Origin of the sequence: Pseudomonas sp. Mn2068, from assembly GCF_049319725.1 — a bacterium.
In the GTDB taxonomy this organism is placed as follows: domain Bacteria; phylum Pseudomonadota; class Gammaproteobacteria; order Pseudomonadales; family Pseudomonadaceae; genus Aquipseudomonas; species Aquipseudomonas gingeri.
Map to the genome: position 1 here is coordinate 443667 of NZ_JBMOUG010000002.1, position 25576 is coordinate 469242.

25 protein-coding genes are annotated in these 25576 nt (G+C 62.4%); 16 read left to right on the top strand and 9 right to left on the bottom strand.

The genetic code is table 11. The features are described 5' to 3' along the window. The first annotated feature begins 34 nt into the window (after nt 1-34). The 7 genes from ACL9RJ_RS06420 to ACL9RJ_RS06450 all read left to right on the top strand — a co-directional run bounded on the left by ACL9RJ_RS06420 (nt 35) and on the right by ACL9RJ_RS06450 (nt 6275). Nucleotides 35-874 carry an alpha/beta fold hydrolase gene (locus ACL9RJ_RS06420; RefSeq protein ID WP_422765050.1) on the top strand — a complete coding sequence of 280 codons (840 nt, stop codon included), beginning with the start codon at nt 35-37 and terminating at the stop codon, nt 872-874. A 245-nt stretch (nt 875-1119) separates the two neighbouring features. Continuing rightward, nucleotides 1120-1326: a hypothetical protein gene (locus tag ACL9RJ_RS06425; protein WP_017124350.1), complete on the top strand. Its 207-nt coding sequence runs from the start codon at nt 1120-1122 to the stop codon at nt 1324-1326. A gap of 382 nt (nt 1327-1708) precedes the next feature. Beyond that, entirely contained in the window at nt 1709-2146 is a 438-nt protein-coding gene (locus tag ACL9RJ_RS06430; RefSeq protein WP_017124351.1) for an HIT family protein, read from the top strand. Nucleotides 2147-2389: 243 nt separating this feature from the next. Continuing rightward, nucleotides 2390-3166: an N-acyl amino acid synthase FeeM domain-containing protein gene (locus tag ACL9RJ_RS06435; protein ID WP_422765051.1), complete on the top strand. Its 777-nt coding sequence runs from the start codon at nt 2390-2392 to the stop codon at nt 3164-3166. A 38-nt stretch (nt 3167-3204) separates the two neighbouring features. Further along, entirely contained in the window at nt 3205-3603 is a 399-nt protein-coding gene (locus tag ACL9RJ_RS06440) for a nuclear transport factor 2 family protein (protein WP_017124353.1), read from the top strand. Between the two features lie 68 nt (nt 3604-3671). Next, the gene (locus tag ACL9RJ_RS06445) at nt 3672-4325 is read left to right on the top strand and encodes an iron-containing redox enzyme family protein (RefSeq protein ID WP_017124354.1); all 654 of its coding nucleotides are present in this window, start codon (nt 3672-3674) and stop codon (nt 4323-4325) included. 117 nt (nt 4326-4442) lie between these two features. Beyond that, nucleotides 4443-6275 (top strand): long-chain-acyl-CoA synthetase, encoded by a 1833-nt coding sequence (locus ACL9RJ_RS06450; protein WP_177087780.1) that lies wholly within the window; start codon nt 4443-4445, stop codon nt 6273-6275. Nucleotides 6276-6378: 103 nt separating this feature from the next. Here the strand turns inward: ACL9RJ_RS06450 and ACL9RJ_RS06455 are convergent, their stop codons facing one another. Together ACL9RJ_RS06455 and ACL9RJ_RS06460 are read right to left on the bottom strand one after the other, a co-directional pair. After that, on the bottom strand, nt 6379-7521 hold the full coding sequence (locus ACL9RJ_RS06455) for a MalY/PatB family protein (RefSeq protein WP_422765052.1): 1143 nt from the start codon (nt 7519-7521) through the stop codon (nt 6379-6381). A 107-nt stretch (nt 7522-7628) separates the two neighbouring features. Beyond that, a complete protein-coding gene (locus ACL9RJ_RS06460) occupies nt 7629-9209 on the bottom strand; it encodes a sensor domain-containing diguanylate cyclase (protein WP_017124357.1) in 1581 nt (526 codons plus the stop codon). Between the two features lie 182 nt (nt 9210-9391). Here ACL9RJ_RS06460 and ACL9RJ_RS06465 point away from each other — a divergent pair, with 182 nt between their 5' ends. Further along, a complete protein-coding gene (locus ACL9RJ_RS06465; RefSeq protein WP_017124358.1) occupies nt 9392-9610 on the top strand; it encodes a hypothetical protein in 219 nt (72 codons plus the stop codon). A 24-nt stretch (nt 9611-9634) separates the two neighbouring features. Here ACL9RJ_RS06465 and ACL9RJ_RS06470 read toward each other — a convergent pair whose 3' ends face one another. Further along, entirely contained in the window at nt 9635-11260 is a 1626-nt protein-coding gene (locus tag ACL9RJ_RS06470; protein ID WP_178990032.1) for an NADP-dependent glyceraldehyde-3-phosphate dehydrogenase, read from the bottom strand. Nucleotides 11261-11437: 177 nt separating this feature from the next. Between ACL9RJ_RS06470 and ACL9RJ_RS06475 the strand changes: the two genes are divergently transcribed. From ACL9RJ_RS06475 to ACL9RJ_RS06485, 3 genes are all read left to right on the top strand, one after another. Next, nucleotides 11438-12067 carry a LysE family translocator gene (locus ACL9RJ_RS06475; RefSeq protein WP_042934610.1) on the top strand — a complete coding sequence of 210 codons (630 nt, stop codon included), beginning with the start codon at nt 11438-11440 and terminating at the stop codon, nt 12065-12067. A 162-nt stretch (nt 12068-12229) separates the two neighbouring features. After that, on the top strand, nt 12230-13333 hold the full coding sequence (locus tag ACL9RJ_RS06480) for an aminotransferase class I/II-fold pyridoxal phosphate-dependent enzyme (RefSeq protein ID WP_422765053.1): 1104 nt from the start codon (nt 12230-12232) through the stop codon (nt 13331-13333). A gap of 151 nt (nt 13334-13484) precedes the next feature. Next, nucleotides 13485-13736 (top strand): DUF1652 domain-containing protein, encoded by a 252-nt coding sequence (locus ACL9RJ_RS06485; protein ID WP_017124362.1) that lies wholly within the window; start codon nt 13485-13487, stop codon nt 13734-13736. A gap of 21 nt (nt 13737-13757) precedes the next feature. Here the strand turns inward: ACL9RJ_RS06485 and ACL9RJ_RS06490 are convergent, their stop codons facing one another. Further along, complete coding sequence (locus ACL9RJ_RS06490) at nt 13758-14327, bottom strand: methylated-DNA--[protein]-cysteine S-methyltransferase (protein ID WP_017124363.1); 570 nt, start codon at nt 14325-14327, stop codon at nt 13758-13760. Then, the gene (gene folD / locus ACL9RJ_RS06495; RefSeq protein WP_042934611.1) at nt 14324-15232 is read right to left on the bottom strand and encodes a bifunctional methylenetetrahydrofolate dehydrogenase/methenyltetrahydrofolate cyclohydrolase FolD; all 909 of its coding nucleotides are present in this window, start codon (nt 15230-15232) and stop codon (nt 14324-14326) included. The genes ACL9RJ_RS06490 and folD overlap by 4 nt, the downstream gene beginning before the upstream one ends. 264 nt (nt 15233-15496) lie before the next feature. Between folD and ACL9RJ_RS06500 the strand changes: the two genes are divergently transcribed. Then, complete coding sequence (locus ACL9RJ_RS06500; RefSeq protein WP_370591020.1) at nt 15497-17824, top strand: AAA family ATPase; 2328 nt, start codon at nt 15497-15499, stop codon at nt 17822-17824. Nucleotides 17825-17827: 3 nt separating this feature from the next. After that, nucleotides 17828-18847: an endonuclease gene (locus ACL9RJ_RS06505; RefSeq protein WP_422765054.1), complete on the top strand. Its 1020-nt coding sequence runs from the start codon at nt 17828-17830 to the stop codon at nt 18845-18847. Between the two features lie 19 nt (nt 18848-18866). On the opposite strand, the gene ACL9RJ_RS06510 is transcribed toward ACL9RJ_RS06505, so the two are convergent. Beyond that, on the bottom strand, nt 18867-19517 hold the full coding sequence (locus ACL9RJ_RS06510; protein ID WP_017124367.1) for an START domain-containing protein: 651 nt from the start codon (nt 19515-19517) through the stop codon (nt 18867-18869). Nucleotides 19518-19583: 66 nt separating this feature from the next. Continuing rightward, a complete protein-coding gene (locus tag ACL9RJ_RS06515) occupies nt 19584-20528 on the bottom strand; it encodes a LysR family transcriptional regulator (RefSeq protein ID WP_017124368.1) in 945 nt (314 codons plus the stop codon). Between the two features lie 110 nt (nt 20529-20638). Here ACL9RJ_RS06515 and ACL9RJ_RS06520 point away from each other — a divergent pair, with 110 nt between their 5' ends. Further along, complete coding sequence (locus ACL9RJ_RS06520) at nt 20639-21622, top strand: aldo/keto reductase (protein WP_422765055.1); 984 nt, start codon at nt 20639-20641, stop codon at nt 21620-21622. A gap of 283 nt (nt 21623-21905) precedes the next feature. On the opposite strand, the gene ACL9RJ_RS06525 is transcribed toward ACL9RJ_RS06520, so the two are convergent. Then, nucleotides 21906-22682 carry an SDR family NAD(P)-dependent oxidoreductase gene (locus ACL9RJ_RS06525; RefSeq protein ID WP_017125162.1) on the bottom strand — a complete coding sequence of 259 codons (777 nt, stop codon included), beginning with the start codon at nt 22680-22682 and terminating at the stop codon, nt 21906-21908. Between the two features lie 136 nt (nt 22683-22818). Between ACL9RJ_RS06525 and ACL9RJ_RS06530 the strand changes: the two genes are divergently transcribed. Next, complete coding sequence (locus ACL9RJ_RS06530) at nt 22819-23742, top strand: LysR family transcriptional regulator (protein ID WP_177087800.1); 924 nt, start codon at nt 22819-22821, stop codon at nt 23740-23742. 45 nt (nt 23743-23787) lie between these two features. Here ACL9RJ_RS06530 and ACL9RJ_RS06535 read toward each other — a convergent pair whose 3' ends face one another. After that, the gene (locus tag ACL9RJ_RS06535; RefSeq protein WP_083875303.1) at nt 23788-24063 is read right to left on the bottom strand and encodes a hypothetical protein; all 276 of its coding nucleotides are present in this window, start codon (nt 24061-24063) and stop codon (nt 23788-23790) included. Between the two features lie 250 nt (nt 24064-24313). On the opposite strand from ACL9RJ_RS06535, the gene ACL9RJ_RS06540 reads away from it, so the two are divergent. After that, nucleotides 24314-25570, top strand: a complete 1257-nt coding sequence (locus ACL9RJ_RS06540) for a 3-phosphoshikimate 1-carboxyvinyltransferase (protein ID WP_017125164.1) — start codon at nt 24314-24316, stop codon at nt 25568-25570. Nucleotides 25571-25576 lie beyond the last annotated feature (6 nt).

Here is a 25576-nt window from a genome sequence, read left to right on the forward strand (position 1 = left end):
CTATTCTCTATTTTTCTGACAGGACACTCTTGGCATGGCTGAACCCTATTCCTCTGTTGATTTACCGCGGGTGCGCGGCGAGCTGCTGGAGATCCGTCCGGGGCGGCGCCTGAGCGTGGCCCACCAGCCCGGCCGGGAGCGGGCCGATAGCGTGGTGTTCTTCTGCCATGGCGCGGGGGGCAACAAGGACCAGTGGCGCCACCAGTGGCAGGCGCTGGGCGAGGAGGGCTACAGCCTGGTGGCATGGGACCTGCTCGGCCATGGCGAGAGCGACAAGCCACGGCGGCCCGCGGCGTACGCCTGGGCCGAACTGGTCGCCGATTACCTGGAACTGCTGCGTCGCTTCGGCGGCCGGCGCAACCTGATCGTGGCCCACTCGTTCGGCACCGGGCTGTCCCTGAGCACCCTGTTGCAGGTGCAGTCGGTCAGCGGCGCCTTGTTGCTCGGCACACAGTTGCATCGGCCGTTGAGTCGCGGTGGGTTGATGGCGTTGCCGGCCTGGGTGCTGGAACTGATCCGGCCAGTGTTGGCCAGGGGCTTTCGCCAGCGCGCCTGGCACGGGGCCGCCGATGCGGGGCTGGTGGCCTATGAGGAAAAGCTCACCGAACGCAACCGCCTGTATGTATTCAAGGGACTGCTGGAGGGCGTGCAATGGCCGGATGCCGGGCACCTGGCGAACCTCAGGTTGCCGGTCGAGGTGGTGGCCGGTGACAGCGACGGCCTGACCCCGGCCAGCGGTGGCGAGGCGCTGGCCGAACAGCTGCCGGACGCACGCTTCCAGGTGCTGCACGCCTGCGGGCATCAACTGATGCTGGAAAAGCCGGAAGAGGTGCTGGCGGCATTCCGGGCGTTGAGCCAGCGCCTGGGGGAGTGACGTGCAAAAAAAAGCCCGCAGTGTGGGCGGGCTGAATGGGATTCAAAAGGAGTGAGTCGAATCTAGGTGTATGGAGGTGAAAAGGGTGTGAAGGGCGTGTGATGACTTCGGAAGTCCGTGACCGGGTGGTCATTCGTCGGATCCTTGTGCCAGAGCCTGCGAATCGCTGTCAGTCGGCTACGCTCAAGGTTTTTCAGGCGTCAGCCATGGGCTGGTGGTGATGAATCTTTGCAAGGAGTGTTCGAATGAAAAAGGCATACATGGAAGATAATGGCGATGAATTCCCGATCAACAATCTGGTGCGCTGCGGGCAGACCCCCTACGTGGCCGAGTTTGGTGGCGCGGCACCGGCCGAAGAGCCTTCGAGCCGGGTCCGGACACCGGTGCCGACGGGCCTGGTGAAGTCCCCCTATTTTCCCAAGGCCAGGCCGCGCCTGAAGAAACAGGCGTAGGCGACGAGCCATCCTGCCCGGGGCAGGGTGGGCTCACCTTCGGGCTACCTCAGCATCCGGCGTCCATTCGGCACGCCGGATTTTTTATGCCTGCCTTACGGGGCTCGGATAAGCCGGGTAGGACGTTGCGTGTCAGTGATTTGCGATTTTTTATGTAAGAAATTTCCATGAATAAAACCCAATAAAATCAATGGGCTGTGTTTCATGGAGGCGTTGCGGATACAAAAAATTTCAAAACTCCCGTGTACAGGCATTCCGGGTCGGACGTATTTTCGCCTCACATTGTGCGGTCAGCGATGATAGGTCTGTAAGGGAATTCAGCCTGTCGCAAGCCCGGATACCAAGCCGGTCTTGCGCATATAACAATAGAGGGAGCTAACCCGTGAACTGCATTTTCTGTGCAATCGCCAGACAAGAAGCACCTGCCAGCATCGTCTATGAAGACGAACAGTGCCTGGCGCTGCTTTCCATCCAGCCGATCACTCCCGGTCATGTGCTGGTCATTCCCAAGGCCCACGCCACCGGCCTGGCCGATATCCCCCCGCAAACCGCAGGCCACATGATGGTGGTCGGGCAGCGTATGGCTAGCGCGTTGCGCAACAGCGGGATACTGCTGAACGAGCGCTCCTGCGAAGGCATCAACCTGCTGTTGTGCGACGGGGCCGTTGCCGGCCAGACCGTCGGTCACGCCCATTTGCATGTCCTCGCGCGCTTTGTCGGCGATGGCTTCAATCTCGCCCACGCCGATATTCCACTGGCCAGCCCGCAGTTGCTGGTCGAGCGCGCCGGCAAGATCCGTTCGGCCCTGGAACAACTCTGACGACAGCCGGCTTCGGTTGATGATCGTTCCCACGCTCTGCGTGGGAACGCAGCCCGTGACGCTCCGCGTCACAGCCAGCACGGACGCGGAGCGTCCGGTGAGGCATTCCCACGCAGGGCGTGGGAACGATCAGTGATCAACTTTGCACGTTCAAGGAGGTGAACTCATGAATTGAGTCATGGGTGTTATGTCGTGTGCCTGGTCGAGCCAAATAATACAGATCATAATAACAAGGAGCGTCTTATGTCGTCATACGGGAGTAACAAGACCGAGTTGCCATTGGCAAGTATGCAGCTGGTGAAAGATGATGCCGCCGGTGCAGCTATCTACAGTTTCTATGATTCGGTCCTGCACGAACACTGTCAGTCCGACAAAGTCAGTATTCGTCAGATTGTAACGCCTCAACAGTTTTCCGAGTTGTCACGGGCGCGTTATCGATTGTACGGGCAGCGCAAGGTTTATTATCGGACGCTGTTCGGCGATTCGGTCGATGAAACCGTCTGCCTCGATGAGTACGATGCCCGCTCTTATGTATTTGCCTGTTATTACGATGGCGAGATTATCGGCACCCAGCGTATTACGCCGTTTCCCCATGAGTCCGGGGAGTTTATCGATCACCAGCGTTTGCTGGCGTTCTCCGGGCCCGGTTACGAGAACGAATGCGTGGAGCTGTCGCGGTTGATTGTCGATAAACATGCTCCGGTCAGGAACGTGGTCAGCGCCCTGGCGATGACCGGTGCGTCGCTGGTGGCCCTGCTGGGCGGCTACAAGACTTTCATCACTTACGTGAAACCCCGGCTGGCCCCGAAGTTCGACAGCTCGGTGTTTGACCAGGACGGCATCCTGTTCCAGATCAAGGCCCGTGGCGATCACTACTACGCCTTGTACAAGGGCGATCTGCTGCCGTCGGTGACGCCCTTCTTCGGCCTGGAACAATGCCCGGCGGACCTCAAGGACATCGACGGACTGATCCGCCATACCCTCGCTGCCCGCGCGGGATGCCAGGCCCTGGCGGTCTGAAAAACATAATAAATCGACAATAACGAGGTTGATGTCAGATGGAAGCCCAGAACAAGGCCGTGGTGATCGAATTTTACGAGCGCATGTTCGGCCAGCGTGAACTCGCGGTCGCCGATACGCTGATTGCCGAAGACTATGTGCAACACAACAACGTGTTCATCCCGCCGCGTCGTGAGGGATTCAAGAGCTACTTCGCGCAGTTCTTCAAAACCTTTCCGGAGTCCGGGACCAGTATCAAGCAAGTGTGTGCCGAAGGCGATTATGTCTTCCTCTATGCGACCCATTGGGCCAAACATAGATTCTTTACCGTGAAGTACAAGGTGATCGATATCTATCGTGTGGAAAACGGTGTGCTGATGGAACACTGGGACACTATCGAGGGCGTCGGCTTCTTCTCCAAGTTCATGTACATCATCAAATCCGTGTTGCGCCTGTAAACCCGCGTTCGCGCCGGCACATAAGAAATGTCATAAACGATCTATAACACCACCAGGGAAAGAGTGAAATGACTGAGTTCAGAGATGAGTTGAAGGCTGTCTGTGATGCCGAATGGGCCAAGATCAAGGCTGGCCGCTTCTTTCAGATGATGAAACGCCCCGAGTTGCAACGCGAGTTGTATATCAAGTCGATTGTCCAGGTGTATCACTACACCAAGAACAACGCGATCAACCAGGCCGTGGCCTGCTGGAACCAGGACCACAAGAAGGTCGGCCTGCTGCGTTTCGCCATGAAGCACGCGCTGGAAGAACTGGGCCATGAAAACATGGCCTACAACGACCTGATCGCCATCGGCGTGGACCCGGCCGAATTCGAAAAACCGATGCTGCCGGCCACCGAGGCCTTCTACGGCTACCTGGATTATGTCTCCGTCTGCCGCGGGATCATTCCACGCCTGGGCTACAGCTTCTGGGCGGAGGACTCCTACGAGCACCTCGAGCCGATGATGGATATCTGCAAGAACAGCCTCAAGCTCACCGACAAGCAAATGACCTTCTTTGTCGCCCACGCGATCATCGATGCCAAGCACTCCGAGGAGGTCAACGCGGCCATCGACCGTTGGGTGGTCACCGATGAAGAGAAGGAGTCGGTGAAGCAGGTGGCACGGACCACCGTGTACCTGATGGGCAAGATTCTCGAGTCGGTCGCCGACGAGTTCTGACCGCGCGATGCAGCGCCTTCCCGTATCCGCATGCGCGAAGGCGTTGTCCATGGCGGGTAGGCAAAGGAAAGGACCGGTTGGCCCGGTATCCAGTGGGCCAACCCATTAGGAGGTGCCATGAGCAGCAACAGCGATATGATTACCTGGGGCATGATGATGCGCAAGATTCCCACCATTACCCGGGCGATTCCCCGGCTGGTGAAGGGCGTCAAGGTGTCCAAGCCCAAGGCCGATCAACCCTGCGGCCTGGCCTGGTCGTTCGAGCAGGCGGTGCAGCGCAACCCCGATGGCGTGGCCTTGCTCTACAAGGACAGCCGGTTCAGCTACCGGCAGGTCAACCAGTGGGCCAATCGCATTGCCCACTACCTGCTGGCACGTGGCCTGAAAAAGGGCGACGTGGTCGGCATTTTCATCGAGAACCGCCCCGAGCTGCTGGTGAGCGTACTGGCGGTGAGCAAGGCCGGCGGGATCTGCGCCATGCTCAATACGTCGCAAACCAACAACGTGTTGATCCATAGCCTGAACCTGGTCAAGCCGACCGCGATCATCGTCGGTGAGGAACTGGTCGCGGCCTACGATGGCGTACGCGACCAGGTCGCCATCGACGCGTCGAGCTGCTACTTCCTCGCCGACGCCGATACCACCCGCGACCCGGGCCAGGCGCCCGCGGGTTATGTCAACCTGGCGCGGGTCAGCGAAGAGCATCCGGCCATCAATCCGATCACCAGCCAGCAGATCTACGCCGACGATGCCTGCTTCTACATCTATACCTCGGGCACCACCGGACTGCCCAAGGCCGGGGTGTTCAAGCACGGACGCTGGATGCGGGTCTACGGCAGCTTCGGCCTGATCGCCCTGGATATGCAGCCCGACGACATCATCTACTGCACCTTGCCGCTCTACCACGCCACCGGCCTGTGCGTGAGCTGGGGCTCGGCCCTGGCCGGAGCATCGGGCTTCGCCATCCGCCGCAAGTTCAGCGCCAGTCATTTCTGGGAGGATGCACGGCGGTTCAAGGCCACCACGCTCTGTTACGTCGGTGAACTGTGCCGCTACCTGGTCGACCGGCCGGCGGCCGCTGACGATGCCGACAACCCGGTGGTGAAGATGATCGGCAATGGCCTGCGTCCTGGCGTCTGGACCGAGTTCAAGGCGCGTTTCGCCATCGACCGGGTCTGCGAGCTGTATGCCGCGAGTGACGGCAATATCGGCTTTTCCAACATCCTCAACTTCGACAACACCATCGGTTTTGCCCTCAACGAATGGTCGCTGGTGGAGTACGACCACGATACCGGCGAGCCGCGTCGTGGCCCGGACGGTTTCATGCTGAAGGTCGGCAAGGGCGGGCAGGGCCTGCTGTTGGCCAAGATCGACGACAAGGCACCGTTCGACGGCTATACCGACCCGGAAAAGAACAAGAAGGTGGTCTTGCATGATGTGTTCGAGGTGGGCGATCGCTATTTCAATACCGGCGACCTGATCCGCGATATCGGTTTCGGCCATGCCCAGTTTGTCGATCGCCTGGGGGATACCTATCGCTGGAAAGGTGAAAACGTTTCCACCACCGAGGTCGAGAACATTCTGGTGTTGCACCCGCATATCAGCGAGGCCGTGGCCTACGGCGTGGAGATCAGGAACACCAACGGCCGTGCCGGCATGGTCGCGATCACCCCGGCGGTGCCCCAGGAGCAACTGGATCTGGACGACCTGCTGCAGTTCGCCCGCAGCCAGATGCCGTTCTATGCGGTGCCGCTGTTCCTGCGGGTCAAGTCCTGCATGGAAACCACGGGTACCTTCAAGTACCAGAAGACCCGGTTGAAGAACGAAGCGTTCGACCCGGGCCAGGTCGGGGAAGATCCGGTCTACGCCTGGTTACCGGGTTCGGAAACCTATGTGCCGGTCACCGACGAGGTGTTGCAGGCGATTCATGGGGGGCAGTTCCGCTACTAGCGCCAGGTAGATCGTTCCCACGCTCTGCGTGGGAATGCCTCAACGGACGCTCTGCGTCCGCTCCTGTGACGCAGAGCCCACGTTCAGCGTGGACGCGATCCGCTCAGCGCAGGCTGTCTTCCATGCGCCGGATGCCTTCTTCCAGCAGCGCTCTGGGGCAACCGAAGTTCAGGCGGACGAACTGCCGGGCATCGTCGGCGAACTCGATGCCCGCGCTCAAGCCGACCTTGGCCTGCTCCAGGAAGAAGGTGTACGGATCCTCCAGGCCCAATGCCGTGCAATCCAGCCACGCCAGGTAGGTGCCCTGAGCCGGCTGCATGACCACCCCCGGCAAGCGGGTCTGCACGGCGTGTTGCAGGTAGTCGCGGTTGGCCTGCAGGTATTTGACCAGTGCCTCGAGCCACGGCCCGCATTCGGTGTAGGCGGTCAGCGTGGCTTCCAGGCCGAGGGTGTTGACACTGTCGACCATGCCCCCGCGGGCGGCGTTGAAGCGCTCGCGGACCGTGGCGTCCTGAATGATCGCGTAGGCGGTTTTCAACCCGGCGATGTTGTAGGCCTTGCTCGCCGACATCAGGGTGATGGTGTGCCGGGCGATCTGCGGGCTCAGCGAGGCGATCGGTACATGCCGGCGGCCGTCGAAACAGAGGTCGCCGTGGATTTCGTCGGAGACGATCAGCGCGCCCTGTTCCAGGCAGATATCGGCGATCTGTTGCAGTTCTTCCCGGGGAAAGACCTTGCCCAGCGGGTTGTGCGGGTTGCTCAGCAGCAGCGCGCCGCCGCCCTGCAAGGCGCTGCGCAGGGCGGCGAACGGGGTGATGTAGTCGCCGTGGGCATCGCGATCGAATGCCAGCTCGATTTTCGGCAGGCTCCAGTGGCCTGGGGCCAGGCGCAGCGGGCGGTAGTTGGGGGTCTGCACCACGACATTCTGGCCCGGTTGCACAAAGGCGCGCAGGGCCATGTTGAAACCCGGTTCGACACCGGGCAGGAAAATCAGCTCCTGGGGTTGCACGCGCCAGGCGTACTTGGCCCAGAGGTCGGCGACGATGGCCTGGCGCAGGGCATCCTGGGCCACGCTGTAACCCAGTTGCGGGTGTTCAAGACGCTGGTGCAAGGCCTGGGTGATCGCGTTCGCGACCGGCAGGTCCATGTCTGCCACCCACATGGGCAGGACATCGGCCGGGTAACGGCTCCACTTGGTGCTGCCGGTGTTGCGGCGGTCGAGTAGCGTGTCGAAATTGAAGGTCATGCTGGTTGCACATCTCGAAAGAAATCCCCGAAGTCGTCGGGGGTTCAGGGTCTGGAAAGGCGGGTAAAGGCCGGTGGGCCCGTGGTGCGTCGTCCGGGGTGTCCAGTCTATCCGTTCGCGTCGTTCGGCGGCATTCCCGGAGCGACCGATTCCACCCGGTTACGGCCGTTGCCCTTGGCCCGGTACAGGGCCCGGTCCGCTTCCTTGAGGGCCAGGGCAATGCTCTGGCGGTCCCGGGGCCAGTCGGTGACGCCGAGGGACACAGTGACCGGGATGCCGTTCGGGCTTTCGGTGTAGGCCATGGCCGCGCGCAACCGCTCGGCCACCTGGACGGCCTGGGCCAGGGGCGTGCCGGGCAGCAGCATCATGAACTCTTCACCGCCCTGGCGGCAGAGCACGTCGCTTTCCCGGGAATGGCGGCGCATCTGCTGGGCCAGGTGTTGCAGCACCAGGTCGCCGGCACTGTGCCCGTAGCTGTCGTTGACCTGCTTGAAGTGGTCGATATCCAGGGCCAGTACCGCGAACGGCTGGCGGCGGCTTTCCCAATCCTCGAGGATCAATTGCAGGCCGCGCCGGTTGGTCAGGCCGGTCAGCGGGTCGGTGACGTTTTCCTGGTTCAGCCGGCCGAGTTGCTGGTGCAGCGACAGCAGGGCCTTCTGCATGGCGTTTTTCAACTGGGCCGCCTCGTAGTACCAGGCCTTCACCTTGCTCACCGATTGCGCGGCCGTCGAGGTACCCCAGTATTGGGTGGAGTTGGCCAGTTGCCAGAGCGGCCGGGTGATCAGCGTCGAAACCCACCAGATCCCCAGCAGCGACAGCAGCAGCAACGGCACGGCGTAGCCGGCGACCTCCAGCATCAGCCGTTTCAGGCCCTCCAGGGTGATATCGGTGGGTCGTTGGCTGATCACTCCCCAACCGATCCGCGGCACAGGGGCGTATCCGGTGAGCATGTCGATGCCCTGGGAGTTGGTCAGGCGCAGGCTGCCGGTCTCGCCGGCGATCACCGCGTCGATCGCCGGATTGCCCTTGATCACGTCGCCGACCCGTGCGGGGTCCTGGTGATAGATCAGCCGGCCCTGGGTGTCGACCACGTAGAGGTAGGAACCGTCACGGTAATAATGCTCGCCCAGCAGCGAGTGCAGGATATTCGGTTCGTTGAGGTAGATCCCGGCGCCCAGGTAGCCCAGGTAATTGCCATCGCCATCGAAGATCGGATGGGAGATCTGGATCATCAGATGGTTGTTGGCGCCGATGTAGGGCCTGGAAATATAGGGCTGGCGCAAGGCGCTGGCCTGGCGGAAGCCTTCGCTGGTGGAGAAGGCCCCGGTCAGGTTCATCGACAGCGGCGAGGAGGCGATGATCTTGCCATCGGCGCGGATCACGATCACCGAGTTGAAACTGCCGGTCTGGCGACGCAGCCGGTGAACTTCCTGCCACAGCTGTTCCGGCTGGTTCCAGAGATCGGTGATCAGGCCCGCGCTGAAGGCCAGTTGCTGCTGGGTCGACTTGAGAAAGTTTTCCGTGGAGCTGGCCAGTTTCAGGGCGTAGATCCGGTTGGCTTCCAGGGTCTGCGCCATCAGGAAGTTGCGCTGGGTCTGGTAGCTGGCGAAGAACAGGTTGCCGGCGGTCAGGGTGACGACGGAAAGCGACAGCAACAGGATCAATCGGCGGAGGTCGATACGTGGCATAGGGTTCTTATGAAGATAGGCGGGAGCGGTGGCCGAATGACCCTGGGTGCAATGATAGATCAGGGCAGGCACAGAAAATGAGTGGGTATTGTCTTCATCGGCAAAAAAACTTTATTCATGACGAACGTTTTTCCCGAATCGCCCCCTAATGTCCTGATTACTGGCCTAAAAAGGACAGCGGTATGACACTTTTCCTGATCATCGCCCTGGAGTTCGGTGCCATAGGGATCGCCATCTGGGCACTGGGACATTTCGACCGCCAGCCGGGCAGGCGCTGGGCAACGCGCCAGGCGAGCGTCAGCTGGAGCTACGGACCGGAGAGGGAAGGCTCCCTCGAACTGTTCGGGGAAGCCATCCTGGTGCTGTCGCTGATGTTGCTGGCGGTGTACCTGTGCATCTGACGCCAGCCGGTGTCACACACGCTTCTAGAAAATGTAATCGGTGGTCAGGAAGCTCGACTCGCGATTGCGGATGATGTCGCTGATCAGTGCCTTGTTGTTCTCCTGGAACTTGGTCGCCACCAGCGTGCGGATCGAGAACACCCGCAAGGCGTCATGGACCGAGAGAGTGCCTTCGGCGGAGTTCTTGCGTCCGTTGAACGGGTAGGTGTCCGGGCCACGCTGGCACTGGGCATTGATATTGATCCGGCCGACCTGGTTGGCGAAAGTGTCCACCAGGCGCCCGACCTGGGTCGAATCGGTGCCGAAGAGGCTCAACTGCTGGCCGAAATCCGACTCCAGCACGTAGTCGATGACGGTTTCCAGGTCGCGGTAGGGCACGATCGGTACCACCGGTCCGAACTGTTCCTCCTGGTACACGCGCATCTGCGCATTCACCGGGTACAGCACCGCTGGGTAGAAAAACGAGGCGCGGGTCTGGCCTCCACCGGGGTTGACCACCGTTGCGCCCTTACCCAGGGCATCGGCCACCAGGCCGTTGAGGTAGTCGACCTTGCTCGCTTCCGGCAACGGCGTCAGCGACACGCCGTTTTCCCACGGCATGCCGGGAAGCAGGCTCTGCACCTTGCGGTTGAACTTCTCGATAAAACGGTCGACCACCGCCTCGTGCACGAAGAGGATCTTCAGCGCGGTGCAGCGCTGGCCGTTGAACGACAGCGAACCGGTCACACATTCGTTGACCGCGTTGTCCAGGTCCACTTCCGGCAGCACGATCCCCGGATTCTTCGCGTCGAGGCCGAGGGCCGCGCGCAGGCGGTGGGGCTTGGGATGCAGTTTCTTCAGGTCGCTGGCGGCCTTGTTGGTGCCGATAAAGGCGAAGATATCGATCTTGCCGCTGGCCATCAGGGCGCTGACGGTTTCCCGGCCGCTGCCATAGATCACGTTGATCACCCCGGCCGGGAAGCTGTCGCGGAAGGCTTCCAGCAGCGGACGGATCAACAGCACGCCGAGCTTGGCCGGCTTGAACACCACGGTGTTGCCCATGATCAGCGCCGGGATCAGGGTGGTGAAGGTTTCGTTCAGGGGATAGTTGTAGGGACCCATGCACAGCGCCACGCCCATCGGTACGCGGCGGATCTGGCCGAGGGTGTCCTGCTCCAGCTCGAAGCGGCTGGAGCGTCGGTCGAGTTCCTTGAGGGCATTGATGGTGTCGACGATGTAGTCGCAGGTGCGGTCGAATTCCTTTTCGGAATCCTTGAGGTTCTTGCCGATCTCCCACATCAGTAGCTTGACTACCGCCTCGCGCTGTTCGCGCATGCGTCGCAGGAAGGCTTCGACATGCTGGATGCGTTCGGCCACGCGCATCGTCGGCCATTCGCCCTGGCCGCGGTCATAGGCGCGGACCGCGGCGTCGAGGGCGGTGAGGGCGGTGTCGGCATCGAGCAGCGGCGTGCTGCCGAGGATCACTTGTTCATCGCCGTTGGCGGTGCTCAGGTACACCGGGCTGCGGACCTGCGCCAGCGGGCCGTCCCAGCTGCGCAAGGTACCGTTGACCAGGTATTCGCGTTGCTCCAGCTGGCCTTCGAAACGGTATTTTTCCGGAATATCCGCGGCGGCGGGAAACAGTGAATCGAGCAGCTTCTGGTCGGTCATGAGGCTATCACCCTGTCTGGTGGGAAACACGCTGAAACGCTTCAGTGCTGATCCTTGTTTTATCACGAAACAGCTTAGCCCCGTCCAGTGCAAACGACAGGATGCCGTACCCGCGGTTGATGGGCATCGGTGCAGGCCGCAGAATGGCGGCTGTTTTTCACTTTCAAGGCGACCTTCATGACGCTGACAACCTTGCTGCTGTTCCTGATCAGTTCGGCGGCGATCATCGCCATGCCTGGCCCGACGGTGTTGCTGGCTTTGCACAACGGTTCCAACCACGGCGTGCGGGCCGCGGCCTGGGGCATGGGTGGGGCGGTGCTCGCCGATGCGCTGCTGGTGACGGCCGTGGCCTGCGGCCTGGGGATCCTGCTGCAGGCCAGCGAGACGCTGTTCCAGGCGGTGAAATGGCTGGGTGCGGCTTATCTGGTCTGGCTCGGCTGGAAAATGCTGCGCTCGACCGGTTCCCTCGACGAGCTGCCGGCGGTGGATACGGCGAAGCGTTCTTCCGCGCTGTTCGTGCGCTGTTTCGTGGTGGCGCTGACCAACCCCAAGGCGCTGCTGTTCATGTCGGCGTTCCTGCCGCAGTTCATCGACAGCAGCCAACCGCAACTGCCGCAATATGCGGCTCTGGCGGCGGTGCTGACCCTGCTCAATGTCAGCATCATGCTGTTCTACGCACTGTGCGGTGCACGGCTGTTGAGTCGCTTGCAGGGCGGGCACCTGCGGGTGTTCAACCGGGTGACCGGTGGCTTGCTGATGACCCTGGGCGCGGTACTGGCGTTTTATCGGCGCGGTACGGCGTCCTGACGAGGACCTGGGCGCCAGCGCGTTTGTTGATCGCTTTCTGTAGGTTTTTTGGTACACGATTGCTGCTAAATCGTACTTTTTTCGCTTCGTCTCCCTTGGTAACAGTTTTTCACAAATGGCCTGAACGCCATCGGGTCCAACTGATCAAGGGAGAGCTTTTTCATGGTTGATATCACGCGTCGTTCGATGGTCGGGTTGATGGCGGCATTGCCATTGCTGGGTGGGGCCGGGCGGGCGTTTTCAGAGGCGCGGCCCTCTGGCGCGAAGGCTTCCAGTGAGGTCTGTCTCAACTTCAACGAGAGTCCCTGGGGCCCCGCGGACGCCGCACGACGGGCGATGGAGCAGGGTATCGCCCTGTCCGGGCGTTATCCCTACCCGTTTCAATATCAGTTGATGGCACTGCTGGCCCGGCAACTGGGCGTCGCTGAGGAAAACATCGGTATCTATGCCGGTTCCAAGGTCGCCTTGCAGCAGGCGATACTGGCGTTTACCGGTCCGCGCAGCCTGATCATGGCGACACCGTCCTACGAGGCGCCACGCCTGGCCGCCGAGGCCCATCGCGCGCCCGTGCATGAGGTGCCACTCGATGCCGGACATGCCCACGATATTGACCGGATGCTCTCGGTGGACCCGCAGTCCGGGGCGATCTATATCTGCAACCCGAACAATCCGACCGGGACGCTCACGCCCATGGCGCAGATCGAACGCCTGTTGAAGGACAAGCCCGCCGGTGCCCTGGTGGTGGTGGACGAGGCGTACATTCACTATTGCGATGCGCCCAGCTGTGTCGCGCTGGTCAAGGAACACCCGGACCTGCTGGTACTGCGCACGTTCTCCAAGATCTACGGCATGGCGGGGGCACGTCTCGGGTTTGCCGTCGGGCAACCGACGCTGCTGGAAAAGCTGAATGTGCTCGGCGAGCAGAATGTGGCCGCTACATCGTCATTGATGGGGGCTATCGCCAGCCTGGAAGATCATTCCTTGTTGGCCGAGCGCAAGCGCACCAACGCACGTATTCGTGATGAAAGCATGGGGTGGTTCCGCGAGCGGGGCTTCGATTGCACGGCGGCCCAGGGCAATTTCTTCATGGTCAATCTGCGTCGTCCGGCCGATGTCGTTGCCCAGGCGCTGGCCCAACGAGGTGTGCGGGTCGGACGAATCTGGAATGACTGGCCGAACTGGCTGCGCATTACCGTGGGCAATGACGATGACATGCTGCGCCTGCGCAGGACGTTCGCCGCGGTGGCGCTGCCGGCGAAACAGTGAACCGGCTCGGACCTTGTGACGGGGCTCACATTCTTTCAATCCGGCGCAGGCATGACGTGGCCCAAAGTCGTCAGGGGCCATGCAGGTTGCCGCGGCTGGTCTACTCTGTATCGGCAAGAACGGCCTGAAGCCTCCCTCAAGGACGACTGTGATGTTTCCAGTAGACAAGCTGTGCCAGACCATCGAATCCGGTTTTCTGCCGCTGTCCTGCACCTGCACGGTCAACGGCGGCGGCGCGCTGATGATCAAGATCTTCGATCCGGTTTCCGGGCGCGTGGACCTGCAGCTCAATGGTGTCTCCACCAGCAGTTTCACCAGTGTCCGTTCGGTGGCCAACTTTATCGGTGAGCTGCGCACTGAAATGAAGGCCGGGCGCCGGGCCTTTGCCGGTAGCGTGATCTAGGCACCACCGGCATCGATCGCTTCAGAACGGCAGTTCCAGATTCGGACTCTGTGCCTTGGCACGGGGTTTCCTTGTCGTTGCCGAGTGGTTTTTCCGGGCGTTCGCCCACTGACAACCTTCCAGTTCCAGCAACAAGGCCTTGGCCTCCAGCCCGCCGGCAAAGCCGGTCAATTCGCCCGATGCGCCGATCACCCGGTGGCAGGGCGCGACAATCGAGATCGGGTTCTTGCCGTTGGCCGCCCCGACTGCCCGTACCGCCTTGAGCGTGCTGCCGATCTGCAGGGCGATTTCGCTGTAGGTCCGGGTTTCACCGAAGGGAATGGTCAGCAGGGCTTGCCAGACCTTTTTCTGGAACTCGGTGCCGCTGAAGTCCAGTTCCAGCTCGAAGTGGTTGCGGGTCCCGGCAAAGTACTCCGCCAGTTGCCGGGCGGTGCGGACCAGCACCGGCTTTTCCGGGTCGAGGGTCATGTCGCCCAGGTGCACGCGATTTGGCTTGTCGTCTTCCCAGAGGATCGCGGCGAGCCGTTCGCCCCTGGCGACCAGCTTCAACTGACCGACAGGCGAGGGCATCAGCAGGTAGGTGTAGTTCATGGCTGAACCGGTGCCTCGCCGAGCAGTTGCCGGCCACGTTGCAAGTGTGTGGCAATCACGGTGTTCTTCAGCAGATAGGCGATGGTCATCGGCCCGACACCGCCGGGCACCGGAGTGATGGCACTGGCCACGGTACGGGCGCTGGCGTAGTCGACATCGCCCACCAGGCGTGGCCCGGACTCGGTCTCGATACGGTTGATGCCGACATCGATGACCACCGCCCCGGGCTTGAGCCAGCCGGCATCGATCAGGTGCGGGCGGCCGACGGCGGCGACCACGATATCGGCCAGGCGACACAGCGCCGGTGCGTCGACGCTACGCGAGTGGACTACGCTGACCGAGCAGTGGGCCTGCAGCAACAAGGTCGCCATCGGCTTGCCGACGATGTTCGACCGGCCGATGACCACCGCGTGCAGGCCACTCAGGTCGCCGCAGGTTTCCTGCAACAGGCGCATGCAGCCGCTGGGCGTGCAGGGTGTCAGGACTTCGGCGCCCTGGACCAGCCCGCCGACGTTTTCCCGGTGAAAACCGTCGACGTCCTTGATCGGGTCGATGGCGTGAATCACCGCCTGTTCCTCGATATGCGCCGGCAATGGCAGTTGCACCAGGATGCCGTTCACCAGGGGGTCGATATTCAGTTCGCCGATCAGTTTCAGTACTTCGGCCTGGGTGGTGGTGGCCGGCAGGCGATATTCGAGCGAGCGGATACCGGCCTCTTCGGCCCGCAGCAGCTTGTTGCGCACGTAGACATGACTGGCCGGATCCTCGCCGACCAGCAGCACCGCCAGGGCCGGGACAACGGCCTGCAACGCCAGGGCCGCGACATCCGCCCGGACTTCTTCGAGCACCCGGGCGGCAATGGCCTTGCCGTCGATATCGCGGGCGAGGGGAAGGGAACTGCTCATTGAATACGTCACCGTCATCTGGATAAACAGGAGATCGATCAGGGACTTGAAGGCGTGCTTAAGCCACTGGGCAGGGGCGGGAATATAGCATCTGCGCTCCGGCGCCCAGTGTGACATAGCGCAACACATCCGGGGGCTTGTACCTGACGGCAAGCGAAGGAATCAGCGACGAAAAACGGCTCCACTTTTTGCGGCGGGCCCTATAAAGTCCCTGCTTTTTCAGGGAAGCCGCAGGGTCTTCCCCGATCGTCAGGGAGATGAGTCGTGCAGCGATTTGACCGCAGCTTTGTGCCGGTGCCGGAGGTTTTTCAAGGCCCGGATTTTGCCCCGGCGCGGCGCCAGCTCAGGGAGTTTTTTCTCGCCAGCCCTGAAAAGCGCGCGCAGACACGCTTGCCCGATAGCTTCGACAACTTCAACGAAACGTCGATCCTGCTCGGCCTGCAGCGGCTGTTTCACGGTAAATGCGCGTTCTGCGAGAGTGCAGGGCAAACCGAACCGTATCAATTTCGCCCACCGTCCAACGCAGCACCCAGCAAAGGCCAGGATTCCGCCCACCTGTATTACGCCTGGCTGCGCCATGCCTGGGAGAATATCTATCCGATATGCGCCGCCTGCGTGCCTGACCAGCCGCGTTTCTTCCCGGTCAAGGGCAAGCGCGCGCCTTTGCCCGACAAGCAGCAACTGCTGCGTTATGAGCAGGAAAACCTCGGGCTGTGGCGTGATCATCCACCCAAGGAGAAAAACCTGCTGCTGGACCCTTGCGTTGACCATGATTTCGCCAGGCATTTCGATATTGACCTCTCCTCGGGGGAACTGGTCGGACTCAGTGCCGAAGGGCTACTGACCGCCCAGCATTTCAATCTCAACCGCTCGGCGCTGTGCGCGCAGAGAGGAACGGCTCTTCATCGCTACATGAGGGCGCTGATCGAGAGCACCTTCGAGCAACTCATGAAGGATGATTCGCTGGCACATCCCGGTTATCTGGCTATTTTCGATTTTTCCGCAATGGAGTTTGGCGGTATCTGGTACCTGCTGTGCCGCCGATTCGTCGCGGCCCTGACGCTTTCGGGGGAAAAGCCTCTTCCTGTGTCGCGGCTCAAGATCGCCGAGAGCTTCATGGTTCTGGCCCGTGACAAGCATTTCAGTCAACGTCTCACCCGGCTGCGGACCTGGTATACCGATGCAAGCCTCAAAAGCGTCAGGTCCGATAGCGAGTCGTTCACGGGGGCCTCGGAGCGCTTCCCCTCGCTGCTTTCGATCCAGCTCAATCATTTCAAGGGCATTGAACAGCTCAGCCTGAACCTGCCGGTTTCCGGGCATTCACAGGGCTTTTCAGGTAGCGCGCCACCTTTGCAGCCGGCATTGCTGATTCTCGGCGAAAACGCCGCCGGGAAAAGTTCGCTGCTGGAAGCCACCGCCCTGGCACTGTGTACGGACAAGGCCCGGGCGGAGTTGCAACTGGATGTCAGCGCGCTACCGCTGAATCCGGAATTGATGGGCGCCGCGTCGTTGCCCCAGGCGGCCTCGGCCAGTGTGACCCTTACCTTCGAGCAGGGCGTGCGCAGGACGCTGACCATTGCCGACGGCGTCTACTCGGTCGAAGGCCCGAGCCAGCTGCCGCCGGTCTTCGCCTACGGTGCCTTTCGCCAGTACCAGAAGGGCGTGCGGCGCTTCAGCGCGGCCAAGTCGATCATCAACCTGTTCCAGTCGGATGTGTTGCTGTCCAACCCCGAGAAGTGGTTGCTGAGCCTCAAGGAACCGGATTTCAAGATGGTGGTACGGGCCCTGCGGGACGTGCTGTCGATCGAAGGCGAGTTCGATGTGATGGTGCGCGACCAGGAGCGCCAGCGCTGCCTGATCGTGACCACGACCGCGGGCTGCCAGACGCGCCATGAAACGCCCCTGAGCCTGGCATCGTCGGGTTATCGTTCGATCCTGGCGATGGTCTGCGACATCATGCAGGGCCTGATGAACAGACAGGTCAACCCGTTCTTCGACACCTTGGCCACGGCCCAGGCCATCGTACTGATCGACGAGGTCGAGGCGCACCTGCATCCGCGCTGGAAGATCCAGATCATGCGTGCCCTGCGCAGTGCGTTGCCCAAGGTCACTTTTATCGCCACCACCCACGACCCGCTGTGCCTGCGCGGCATGCAGGCCCATGAGGTGATCGTCATGCACCGGGTCGCCCGTGATTGCGATCCCCAGACGCAGTTGCCGGTCATGGTCGAGCAACTGGTCGAACTGCCCGATGTCAGCCAGTTGACCATCGAACAACTGCTGACCTCGGACTTTTTCAGCCTGACCTCTACCGACCAGCCGGGCACCGAACGCGAACTGGCGCGGTTTGCCGATATCCTCGCCGCGCGCGAGCAGAATGAACCGTTGAACGAGGCGCAACTCAAGGCCTGGGCGCGCTTCGAGCGGGATATCAGCGATGCCTTGCCGGTGGGTTCCACCGAAGTGCAACGGCTGGTGCAGGAGGCGGTGGTGGAGTACCTGAAGAACCGCCGGCAGGCGTCGAGCGCCAGGCTGGGTGAGCTGCGCAGCGCCTCCAGGCAACGTATCCTGGATATTCTGGAGTCGCTCTGAATCATGCGTGCCGTTATCCGCAAGACCGCCAAGCTGCCCGATGCCCTGTCCGGAAACGACTCGGCTGCCGCCCGTGAATTGGGCAAGTTGCAAGCTTACTTCCGCGCCCCGACGGGCAGCCCGCCGGCGTTTGCGGTCTACAAGTCCGACAGTGTGAAAAAGCAGCTCGATGAGCTGTTCCATGGCAAGTGCGCCTACTGCGAAAGCTTCTTTGCCTCCACGGCGCCGGTGGATGTCGAGCATTACCGGCCCAAGGGCGCGGTGTCCGAGGAGAGCGGTCATCCGGGTTACTGGTGGCTGGCCATGGACTGGGACAACCTGCTGCCCAGTTGCATCGATTGCAACCGCAAGCGCAAGCAGGTCACGCCCAAACTGTCGGCCAAGCTGCAGACCCTGCTGGATCATCGCCAGGGTTTCAGTGACGCGAGTGTGGTACTGACGGGGAAGAAGGACAGCTTTCCGATCCTCGGCCAGCGGGCGATGGCCGAAGGCTCCGACCTGGTCGCCGAGTACCCGCTGTTGCTTGACCCTTGTCGGGACAACCCGGACGAACACCTCAGGTTTCATATCGACCGCGAGAACCTGATCGGCCTGGTCTTGCCCAGGCCGCATCCGGGCAGCGACCTGCCGTCGCTCACCGGCACGGCCATCGATAGCCTGGTCCGGGAAGCACGGGAGACGGGACTGAGCCTCAAGGGCACGGTGTCGATCCATGTCTACGGCTTGAATCGGCTCGGCCTGGTGCAGGAGCGCACGCGCTTGCTGCGGCAACTGGAGTTCCTGGAGATGCTGGCGCTGGAAATGGGCCTGATGGCCCAGGAGCTCGACCCTGATCCGGATGTACCGATCATCGATCCGCAGGACCAGGCCCGCCGGGATCGCGATGAGCGTATCGCCAAGCGCCTGCGTTTCCTGCAGGACCAGATACTCGGCGAGATGAAGGCCATGGCGCGGCCCGAAGCGCCTTACTCGGCCATGGTCCGGGCATGGATCGAAGGGTTCAAGCAGCGCCTGGGCCACTGACCCCTTCGCTTACCGGCGGTCAGGGTGCGGTCGTTCCGGCATCCGCCGCCGCCGGGCGGATCCCTTGTCGTTCCGCCACCGCCCGCAGGGTCTTGAGGCTGATCATTGGCGCATCGACGACAAACCGGTTGGCCAGCCAGGAAGGAATGTCTCCCGCCGGCTCGGCCTGCAACTGGTAGGTCACGCGGGTTTCATTTTCGCTCCTGGGCAGCATCTTCCAGGTGCCTGTCAGCTGGCGCACACGGATGAATCCCGGCACCACGGGGGTGTAGTCGGGCGCCGCGTCGAGGTGGCGGATCAGGCTGCCGTCGTCGTTGCGCTCGGTGTGCACATGCAACACCATGTCCCGCGGGCTGGCCGGCCAGGGCAGGTCCGTGGTCAGGTAGACCCACGTGTCGTCGCCATCGTTTTTCAGCAGGCGCATATCGGCGCAGGCATACAGCCACTTGCAGGCGACCCGGAGGTTTTCCTGCAGGTCGCTGAGGGTGGAGACATCGGCCTTGATATCGACCTCGCCACGAAAGCTCTGGTAATGCGAACCGGGTGCCTTGCTGAGGAAGACCTGGATACCGTCTTCCTCGTGGGCCAGTTTCCAGTCGTCGGCCGCCGCCACGGCTACCGTGTTCAGGCAGGCCGCTGCCAGGGCGATCACAGCTAACAAGCTCTTCATTCGAGTCTCCAGGACCGCACGGTGGAATGTCCGCGCCTACCGAGAGCTAACACGCTAGCACGGGGATTATTCGGTGACTCTCGAAAGTGTCGGCTCGATCAGTTGCGAGCCCAGGTTCTGCAGGCGAATCATGTCCATCAACTGGCGCAGCCCCGGTTGTGACTGGCGCTGGCTGGAGTAGTACATGTACAGCGGCGCGCCGGTACAAGACCAGTGTGGCATCACTTCGCAAAGGCGACCGTCGTGCAGTTCCGCACTGACCCGGCGTTCCAGGCAGTAGGCGATGCCGATGCCGGCGAGGGCGGCGTCGATCGAGGCCTGGGTGTCGGACGCGGTAAGCATGCCGGGCACCTCGATGCGGATCTGGCGCTCGCCGTTGCCCAGTTCCCATCTATAGGCGGTGTTGTTGCCCAGGCGCATCTTGATGCACGAATGCCGCAGCAGCTCGTCCGGCGTCTCGGGGGCCGGATGGCGGGCCAGGTAGGCGGGGGACGCGACCATCACCCAGCGCAGTTCGCCGGTCAGGGGCACCGCGATCATGTCCTGGGGCACTGTCGCGCCGTAGCGGATACCGGCGTCATAGCCTTCGGCGACGATATCCACCAGGCGGTCCTCGACCATCAGGTCCAGGTGCAACTGCGGATAGGCCTCCATGAACGGGCCGAGCACCGGGCTGATCAGCAGCTTGGCCGCGTCGCGAGGGACGTTCAGGCGCAGGCGCCCGATCGGGGCGTGGCGATACAGGTCCAGCTCGTCGAGGGCACCCTGGATGGTCTCGAAACCCTGCGCCAGTTTCTGCGCCAGCAGGGCTCCGGCGTCGGTCGGTTCCACCGAGCGGCTGTTGCGGTTGAGTAGCTTGACTCCCAGACGGGTTTCCAGATTGCGCATGGTGTGGCTCAGCGCGGAGGTGGTGACCCCCAGTTCATGGGCTGCCTGGCGAAAGCTGCGGCGACGGATGATCGCCATGAAGACATTGAGGTCCGCCAGTTCGGAGCGGTTGAATCCGGCCATCTCGAGGATTTTCCAGGGCAAGTCGGGTTAACGGGGTGTTGAGCCCTATTCAACCATGGATGACCTAGAGTAACTGACCTTTCTTCCCTTCGACTCAGACAGAGGTTTTCATGAGCATCGAACACATCAGCATTGCCGGTATCGACAAGCCGGTTTCGCGCATCGCCCTGGGCACCTGGTCCATGGGCGGCTGGATGTGGGGTGGCGCCGACGACGCCGTGTCCATCCAGACCATTCGCCACGCCCTCGACAGCGGCATCAACCTGATCGATACCGCGCCGGTCTATGGCAAGGGGCATTCCGAGCTTCTGATCGGCAAGGCGTTGGCGGGTGTGCGGCACCAGGCCGTGATCGCCACCAAGGCCGGCTTGCAGTGGGACGATGGATCGGTGCGACGCAACGCCACGGCCAGACGGATTCGCCATGAGGTCGAAGACTCGCTGCGTCGCCTGGACACCGACTATATCGACCTGTACCAGATCCACTGGCCCGACCCGCTGGTGGCTCAGGAGGAAACCGCCGGGGAACTGGAAAAGCTCCGTCAGGAAGGCAAGATCCTTGCGGTCGGCGTCAGCAACTATTCGCCGGCGCAGATGGACGAGTTCCGCGAGTACACCGCCCTGGCCAGCGTGCAGCCGCCCTATAACCTGTTCGAGCGGGCGATCGACAGCGATATCCTGCCATATGCCAGGCAGCATGAAATGGTCGTGCTGGCCTATGGCTCGTTGTGCCGGGGGCTGTTGGCGGGCTCGATGAGTCCGTCGACGGCATTCGGCAGTGATGACATCCGTGGCGCCGATCCGAAATTCCGTGCTCCGCGCTTCGAACAGTACCTGGCCGCCGTGGCGGCGCTGGATCTGTTCGCCCGCGAGCGGTACGACAAATCGGTGCTGGCCCTGGCCCTGCGCTGGGTACTCGACCAAGGCCCGATCATCGCCTTGTGGGGCGCCCGCAAGCCGGAGCAACTGAAGGGCTTTGAAGAGGCATTCGGCTGGGGCCTGTCGGCCGATGACCTGAAGCAGATCGACCAGATCCTGCTCAACACCATCAAGGACCCGGTAGGCCCCGAGTTCATGGCGCCGGGCACGCGCTGAGGACAGATGCGCGCCGCCTGTGCCGGCCTCTTCGTGGGCAAGCCCACTCCCACAGTTTTTGTGCCCTGCGCAATTGCTGTAGGGGCGAGCGTTGCCTGTGCCGGCCTCTTCGTGGGCAAGCCCACTCCCATAGTTTTTGTGTCCTGCGCAATTGCTGTAGGCGCGCGCGTTGCCTAAGCCCACTCCCACAGTTTTTGTGCCCTGCGCAATTACCGTGGGAGCGGGCTTGCCCGCGAAAGGGCCCTTGAGTTCACCGAAGATCTCGCTGGCACGCCAAGGTCGGTCAGGCCACCGAGTACCCTCCGTCGGCCAGCAGCGCATGGCCGGAGATATAGGTGGAGTCCTCGGAGCCGAGGAATGCCACCACCGTGGCCATTTCCTCGGCGGTGCCGAAACGACCTGCTGGCGTAGCGGCGGCGAAAGCCTGCTGGGCCTCCACCGACGGCCAGATCCCGCGATGATGGAGTGGCGTCTCGATCAGCCCCGGACACAGGGCGTTGACTCGTACTCCATGCTTGAACCATTCGATGGACGCGGTCCTGGTCATGCCGACCACCGCGTGCTTGGTGGCGATGTACAGCGAAGCATTTTCAAAGCCGATCACGCCGCCCATGGAGGCGTTGTTGATGATGCTGCCAAAGCCCTGTTCAAGCATGACCCGGGCTTCGTACTTCATGCAGTTGAAGACGCCCCGCACATTGGGCTCGAAGACCAGGTCGAAGCGTTCCCCATCCTGCTCCAGCAGGGGCGCGAAGACACCTTCGGTGCCGGCATTGTTGAAAGCGATATCCAGGCGGCCATAGGTGTCCACGGCAAAGCGGACCATCGCCTCGATATCTGCTTCCCGGGTCACGTCGACAATGATCGATTCGGCCATGCCGCCGTGGGCGCGGATGATCTTCACCACTTCGTCCAGCTCGCCCTGGCGGCGGGCCGCGGCAATGACCCGGGCACCCCGTCGTGCCAGGACAATGGCGGCGGCCCGGCCGATGCCGGAACTGGCACCGGTGATCAGGGCGACTTTGCCTTCGAGTTGAAGCGGGTTGTGTGCAGTGCTCATGGCTTTCTCCGACAGTGGAAACAAGGTGTGGAGAAAGCCTACGGCTTCGAGCCCCTGGCGATAATCGGGGTAATTGTTGTTCGGCTATGAACCAGAGGTTCATAATGGATCCCTGATCCAGGGGAGATACCGCGCCGTGAATCCATCGAGTCATCCCGCCAGCGGGGTTCACCTGCCGGGCCTGATCGCCTTTGAAGCCGTTGCCCGGCACCTGAGCTTTTCCAGGGCCGCCGCCGAGTTGCAGGTGTCGCCCACGGCGATGTCCAAGACGATCAACCAACTGGAACGGCGCCTGTCCATGCGCCTGTTCAACCGCACCACCCGCAGCGTGCAGTTGACCGAGGCGGGCCAGCAGTTGCTGCAATCCCTGGCGCCGGCGCTGGAGCAGATCCGCGGGGCGGTGCTGAGCATTGCCGAGGCCACCGGCAAACCCTCCGGGCTGTTGCGGATCAACACTTCCCATGTCGGTTACGGGCGGGTGATCGAGCCCTATTTGCCGGCCTTTCTCGAGCAGTACCCGCAGATCATCGTCGATGTCGCCCTCGACAACGGTTTCAGCGATATCGTCGGCGCGGGGTTTGATGTCGGGCTGCGCCTGGGCCATGCGTTGCACAACGACATGATCGCGGTCCCGGTGGGCGGCCCGCAGCAACTGATCGTCGTGGGAGCACCCGCGTACCTGCAACGCTTCGGTACACCGGCAGCGCTGGTCGATCTGTTGCAGCACCGTTGTATCCGCCAGCGACTGGTGAGCAGCTCGCGCCTGCTGGACTGGGATTTCAGCGTCGAGGGCCGGCACACGCGGATCGAGGTCAATGGCGGGCTGATCGTCGATGAGATGCAGGCGGCGTTGTCCGCCGCACTGCGTGGCCATGGGCTGGCCTATGTCTTCGCGTCCCTGGCGGCCGGGCCGATAGCGGCTGGAGCACTGGTGCCGCTGTTCGAGCGCTGTTCGCCGGACAGCGAGATCTTTCATCTGTATTACCCCAATCGGGCACAGATGCCGGGCAAGTTGCGGGCCTTTATCGACTTTATCCAGGCGGCGAACCGGGCGACCTGAATATTGCCCGGCGGCGACAATGCTTGTAGAACGCTTGCGGCTTGTTTATCGGCAACTGGCCACTGTCACTTTGCAGGTCGCTGGCGTGCCGCCTGATTCCGCCGCGTAGCGCCGGCAGTTGCTCAGGGATTTTACGCTGGCCGAGCCGATGCTCGCCCCCCAGGCGAGTCCGCCGACCCCGACCGTTGGCACGGCCTTGGCGTAGCATGGGTCCCCGTTGACCGGGGTTTGCGGGCGCTTGCCGGAGCAGCCGGCGATTATCGAAACAACGACGGTCAGCAGGAGCAAGGGCAGGAGGCTTCGCGGGAGGTGGTTGGTCATGGCAGGTTCGATATCGAGGAGTGGGGCCCATCCATTGTCTCCCCTTATCAGGGAAGCGCAAGGCCTGCTTGAACGGATCGGCCTGTAGCCAGCGCATTGCCAGGGCCGCCGTCACTCGTGCCGCGCATGCACGGGGTCGCGCCAGATGACGGAAACGGATGATCCACGGGGCGCATTAATGGCATCATGGCGGACTGTCGAGGCGCGCGAACCTGTGCGCTTATCTTTCGAGCCTGGAGAGTTGATTAAAATGGCTGTGCAGCAAACCGTCACCGTGATCCCGCCGAATGCGTCCCTGAACGGAAAGGTGACGCCGCCCGGCTCCAAGTCGATCACCAACCGGGCTCTGCTGCTCGCGGCCCTGGCCAAGGGCACCAGCCGTCTGTCCGGCGCGCTGAAAAGCGATGACACGCGACACATGTCCAATGCCCTGCGGCAAATGGGCGTAACCATCAGCGAGCCGGACGACACGACGTTCGTGGTCACCGGCAGCGGCCAGTTGCAGGTCCCCGAGCAGCCCCTGTTCCTCGGCAATGCCGGGACCGCGGTGCGTTTCCTGACCGCCGCGGTGGGTACCGTCAATGGCACCGTGGTGCTGGACGGCGACCACTACATGCAGAAACGCCCGATCGGCCCGCTGCTCGACGCCCTGCGTCGCGGTGGCCTGGATGTCGAGAGTGCCACCGGTTGCCCACCGGTGACCGTCCGTGGCACCGGCCGGGTCCAGGCGCGCCGGTTCGAGATCGACGGTGGCCTGTCGAGCCAGTACGTGTCGGCATTGCTGATGCTGGCGGCCTGTGGCCAGGAGCCCGTGGAAGTCGCGCTGACCGGCAAGGATATCGGCGCTCGCGGTTATGTCGACCTGACCATCGCCTGCATGCGGGCCTTCGGGGCCCAGGTGGAAGTCCTCGACGAGACCCTGTGGCGTGTCTCGGCCACCGGCTACACCGCCTGTGATTATCAGGTCGAGCCGGACGCATCGGCGGCGACCTACCTGTGGGCGGCCGAGGCGCTGACCGCGGGACGGATCGACCTGGGCGTGGCGGGCGAGGACTTCACCCAGCCGGATGCCAAGGCCCTGGAAGTGATCCAGCAGTTCCCGAACATGCCGGCGGTGATCAACGGCTCGCAGATGCAGGATGCGATTCCGACCCTGGCGGTGCTGGCGGCGTTCAACCGCACGCCGGTACGTTTTGTCGAGCTGGCGAACCTGCGGGTCAAGGAGTGCGATCGGGTCCAGGCGTTGTTCGACGGCCTGAACGAAATCCGTTCCGGGCTGGCGGCGGTGGAGGGCGACGATTTGCTGGTGGCTGCCGATCCGGCGCTGGCGGGCACGACCTGCAACGCGTTGATCGATACCCACTCCGACCACCGCATTGCCATGTGCTTTGCCCTGGCGGGCCTGAAGGTCGCCGGTATTCGTATCCAGGATCCGGACTGTGTCGCCAAGACCTACCCGGACTACTGGAAGGCCCTGGCGTCGCTGGGCGTGCAATACGCTTCCTGAGGCAGG

Excerpts from the sequence above, each read along its gene's own strand:
- ACL9RJ_RS06450 (WP_177087780.1), top strand. The coding sequence starts at position 4,443 with ATGAGCAGCAACAGCGATATGATTACCTGGGGCATGATGATGCGCAAG.
- ACL9RJ_RS06475 (WP_042934610.1), top strand. The coding sequence starts at position 11,438 with ATGACGCTGACAACCTTGCTGCTGTTCCTGATCAGTTCGGCGGCGATC.
- ACL9RJ_RS06510 (WP_017124367.1), bottom strand. The coding sequence starts at position 19,517 with ATGAAGAGCTTGTTAGCTGTGATCGCCCTGGCAGCGGCCTGCCTGAAC.
- ACL9RJ_RS06445 (WP_017124354.1), top strand. The coding sequence starts at position 3,672 with ATGACTGAGTTCAGAGATGAGTTGAAGGCTGTCTGTGATGCCGAATGG.
- ACL9RJ_RS06520 (WP_422765055.1), top strand. The coding sequence starts at position 20,639 with ATGAGCATCGAACACATCAGCATTGCCGGTATCGACAAGCCGGTTTCG.
- ACL9RJ_RS06440 (WP_017124353.1), top strand. The coding sequence starts at position 3,205 with ATGGAAGCCCAGAACAAGGCCGTGGTGATCGAATTTTACGAGCGCATG.
- ACL9RJ_RS06535 (WP_083875303.1), bottom strand. The coding sequence starts at position 24,063 with ATGACCAACCACCTCCCGCGAAGCCTCCTGCCCTTGCTCCTGCTGACC.
- ACL9RJ_RS06515 (WP_017124368.1), bottom strand. The coding sequence starts at position 20,528 with ATGGCCGGATTCAACCGCTCCGAACTGGCGGACCTCAATGTCTTCATG.
- ACL9RJ_RS06490 (WP_017124363.1), bottom strand. The coding sequence starts at position 14,327 with ATGAACTACACCTACCTGCTGATGCCCTCGCCTGTCGGTCAGTTGAAG.
- ACL9RJ_RS06485 (WP_017124362.1), top strand. The coding sequence starts at position 13,485 with ATGTTTCCAGTAGACAAGCTGTGCCAGACCATCGAATCCGGTTTTCTG.
- ACL9RJ_RS06505 (WP_422765054.1), top strand. The coding sequence starts at position 17,828 with ATGCGTGCCGTTATCCGCAAGACCGCCAAGCTGCCCGATGCCCTGTCC.
- ACL9RJ_RS06435 (WP_422765051.1), top strand. The coding sequence starts at position 2,390 with ATGTCGTCATACGGGAGTAACAAGACCGAGTTGCCATTGGCAAGTATG.
- ACL9RJ_RS06540 (WP_017125164.1), top strand. The coding sequence starts at position 24,314 with ATGGCTGTGCAGCAAACCGTCACCGTGATCCCGCCGAATGCGTCCCTG.
- ACL9RJ_RS06455 (WP_422765052.1), bottom strand. The coding sequence starts at position 7,521 with ATGACCTTCAATTTCGACACGCTACTCGACCGCCGCAACACCGGCAGC.
- ACL9RJ_RS06480 (WP_422765053.1), top strand. The coding sequence starts at position 12,230 with ATGGTTGATATCACGCGTCGTTCGATGGTCGGGTTGATGGCGGCATTG.
- ACL9RJ_RS06525 (WP_017125162.1), bottom strand. The coding sequence starts at position 22,682 with ATGAGCACTGCACACAACCCGCTTCAACTCGAAGGCAAAGTCGCCCTG.
- folD (WP_042934611.1), bottom strand. The coding sequence starts at position 15,232 with ATGAGCAGTTCCCTTCCCCTCGCCCGCGATATCGACGGCAAGGCCATT.
- ACL9RJ_RS06420 (WP_422765050.1), top strand. The coding sequence starts at position 35 with ATGGCTGAACCCTATTCCTCTGTTGATTTACCGCGGGTGCGCGGCGAG.
- ACL9RJ_RS06460 (WP_017124357.1), bottom strand. The coding sequence starts at position 9,209 with ATGCCACGTATCGACCTCCGCCGATTGATCCTGTTGCTGTCGCTTTCC.
- ACL9RJ_RS06465 (WP_017124358.1), top strand. The coding sequence starts at position 9,392 with ATGACACTTTTCCTGATCATCGCCCTGGAGTTCGGTGCCATAGGGATC.
- ACL9RJ_RS06470 (WP_178990032.1), bottom strand. The coding sequence starts at position 11,260 with ATGACCGACCAGAAGCTGCTCGATTCACTGTTTCCCGCCGCCGCGGAT.
- ACL9RJ_RS06425 (WP_017124350.1), top strand. The coding sequence starts at position 1,120 with ATGAAAAAGGCATACATGGAAGATAATGGCGATGAATTCCCGATCAAC.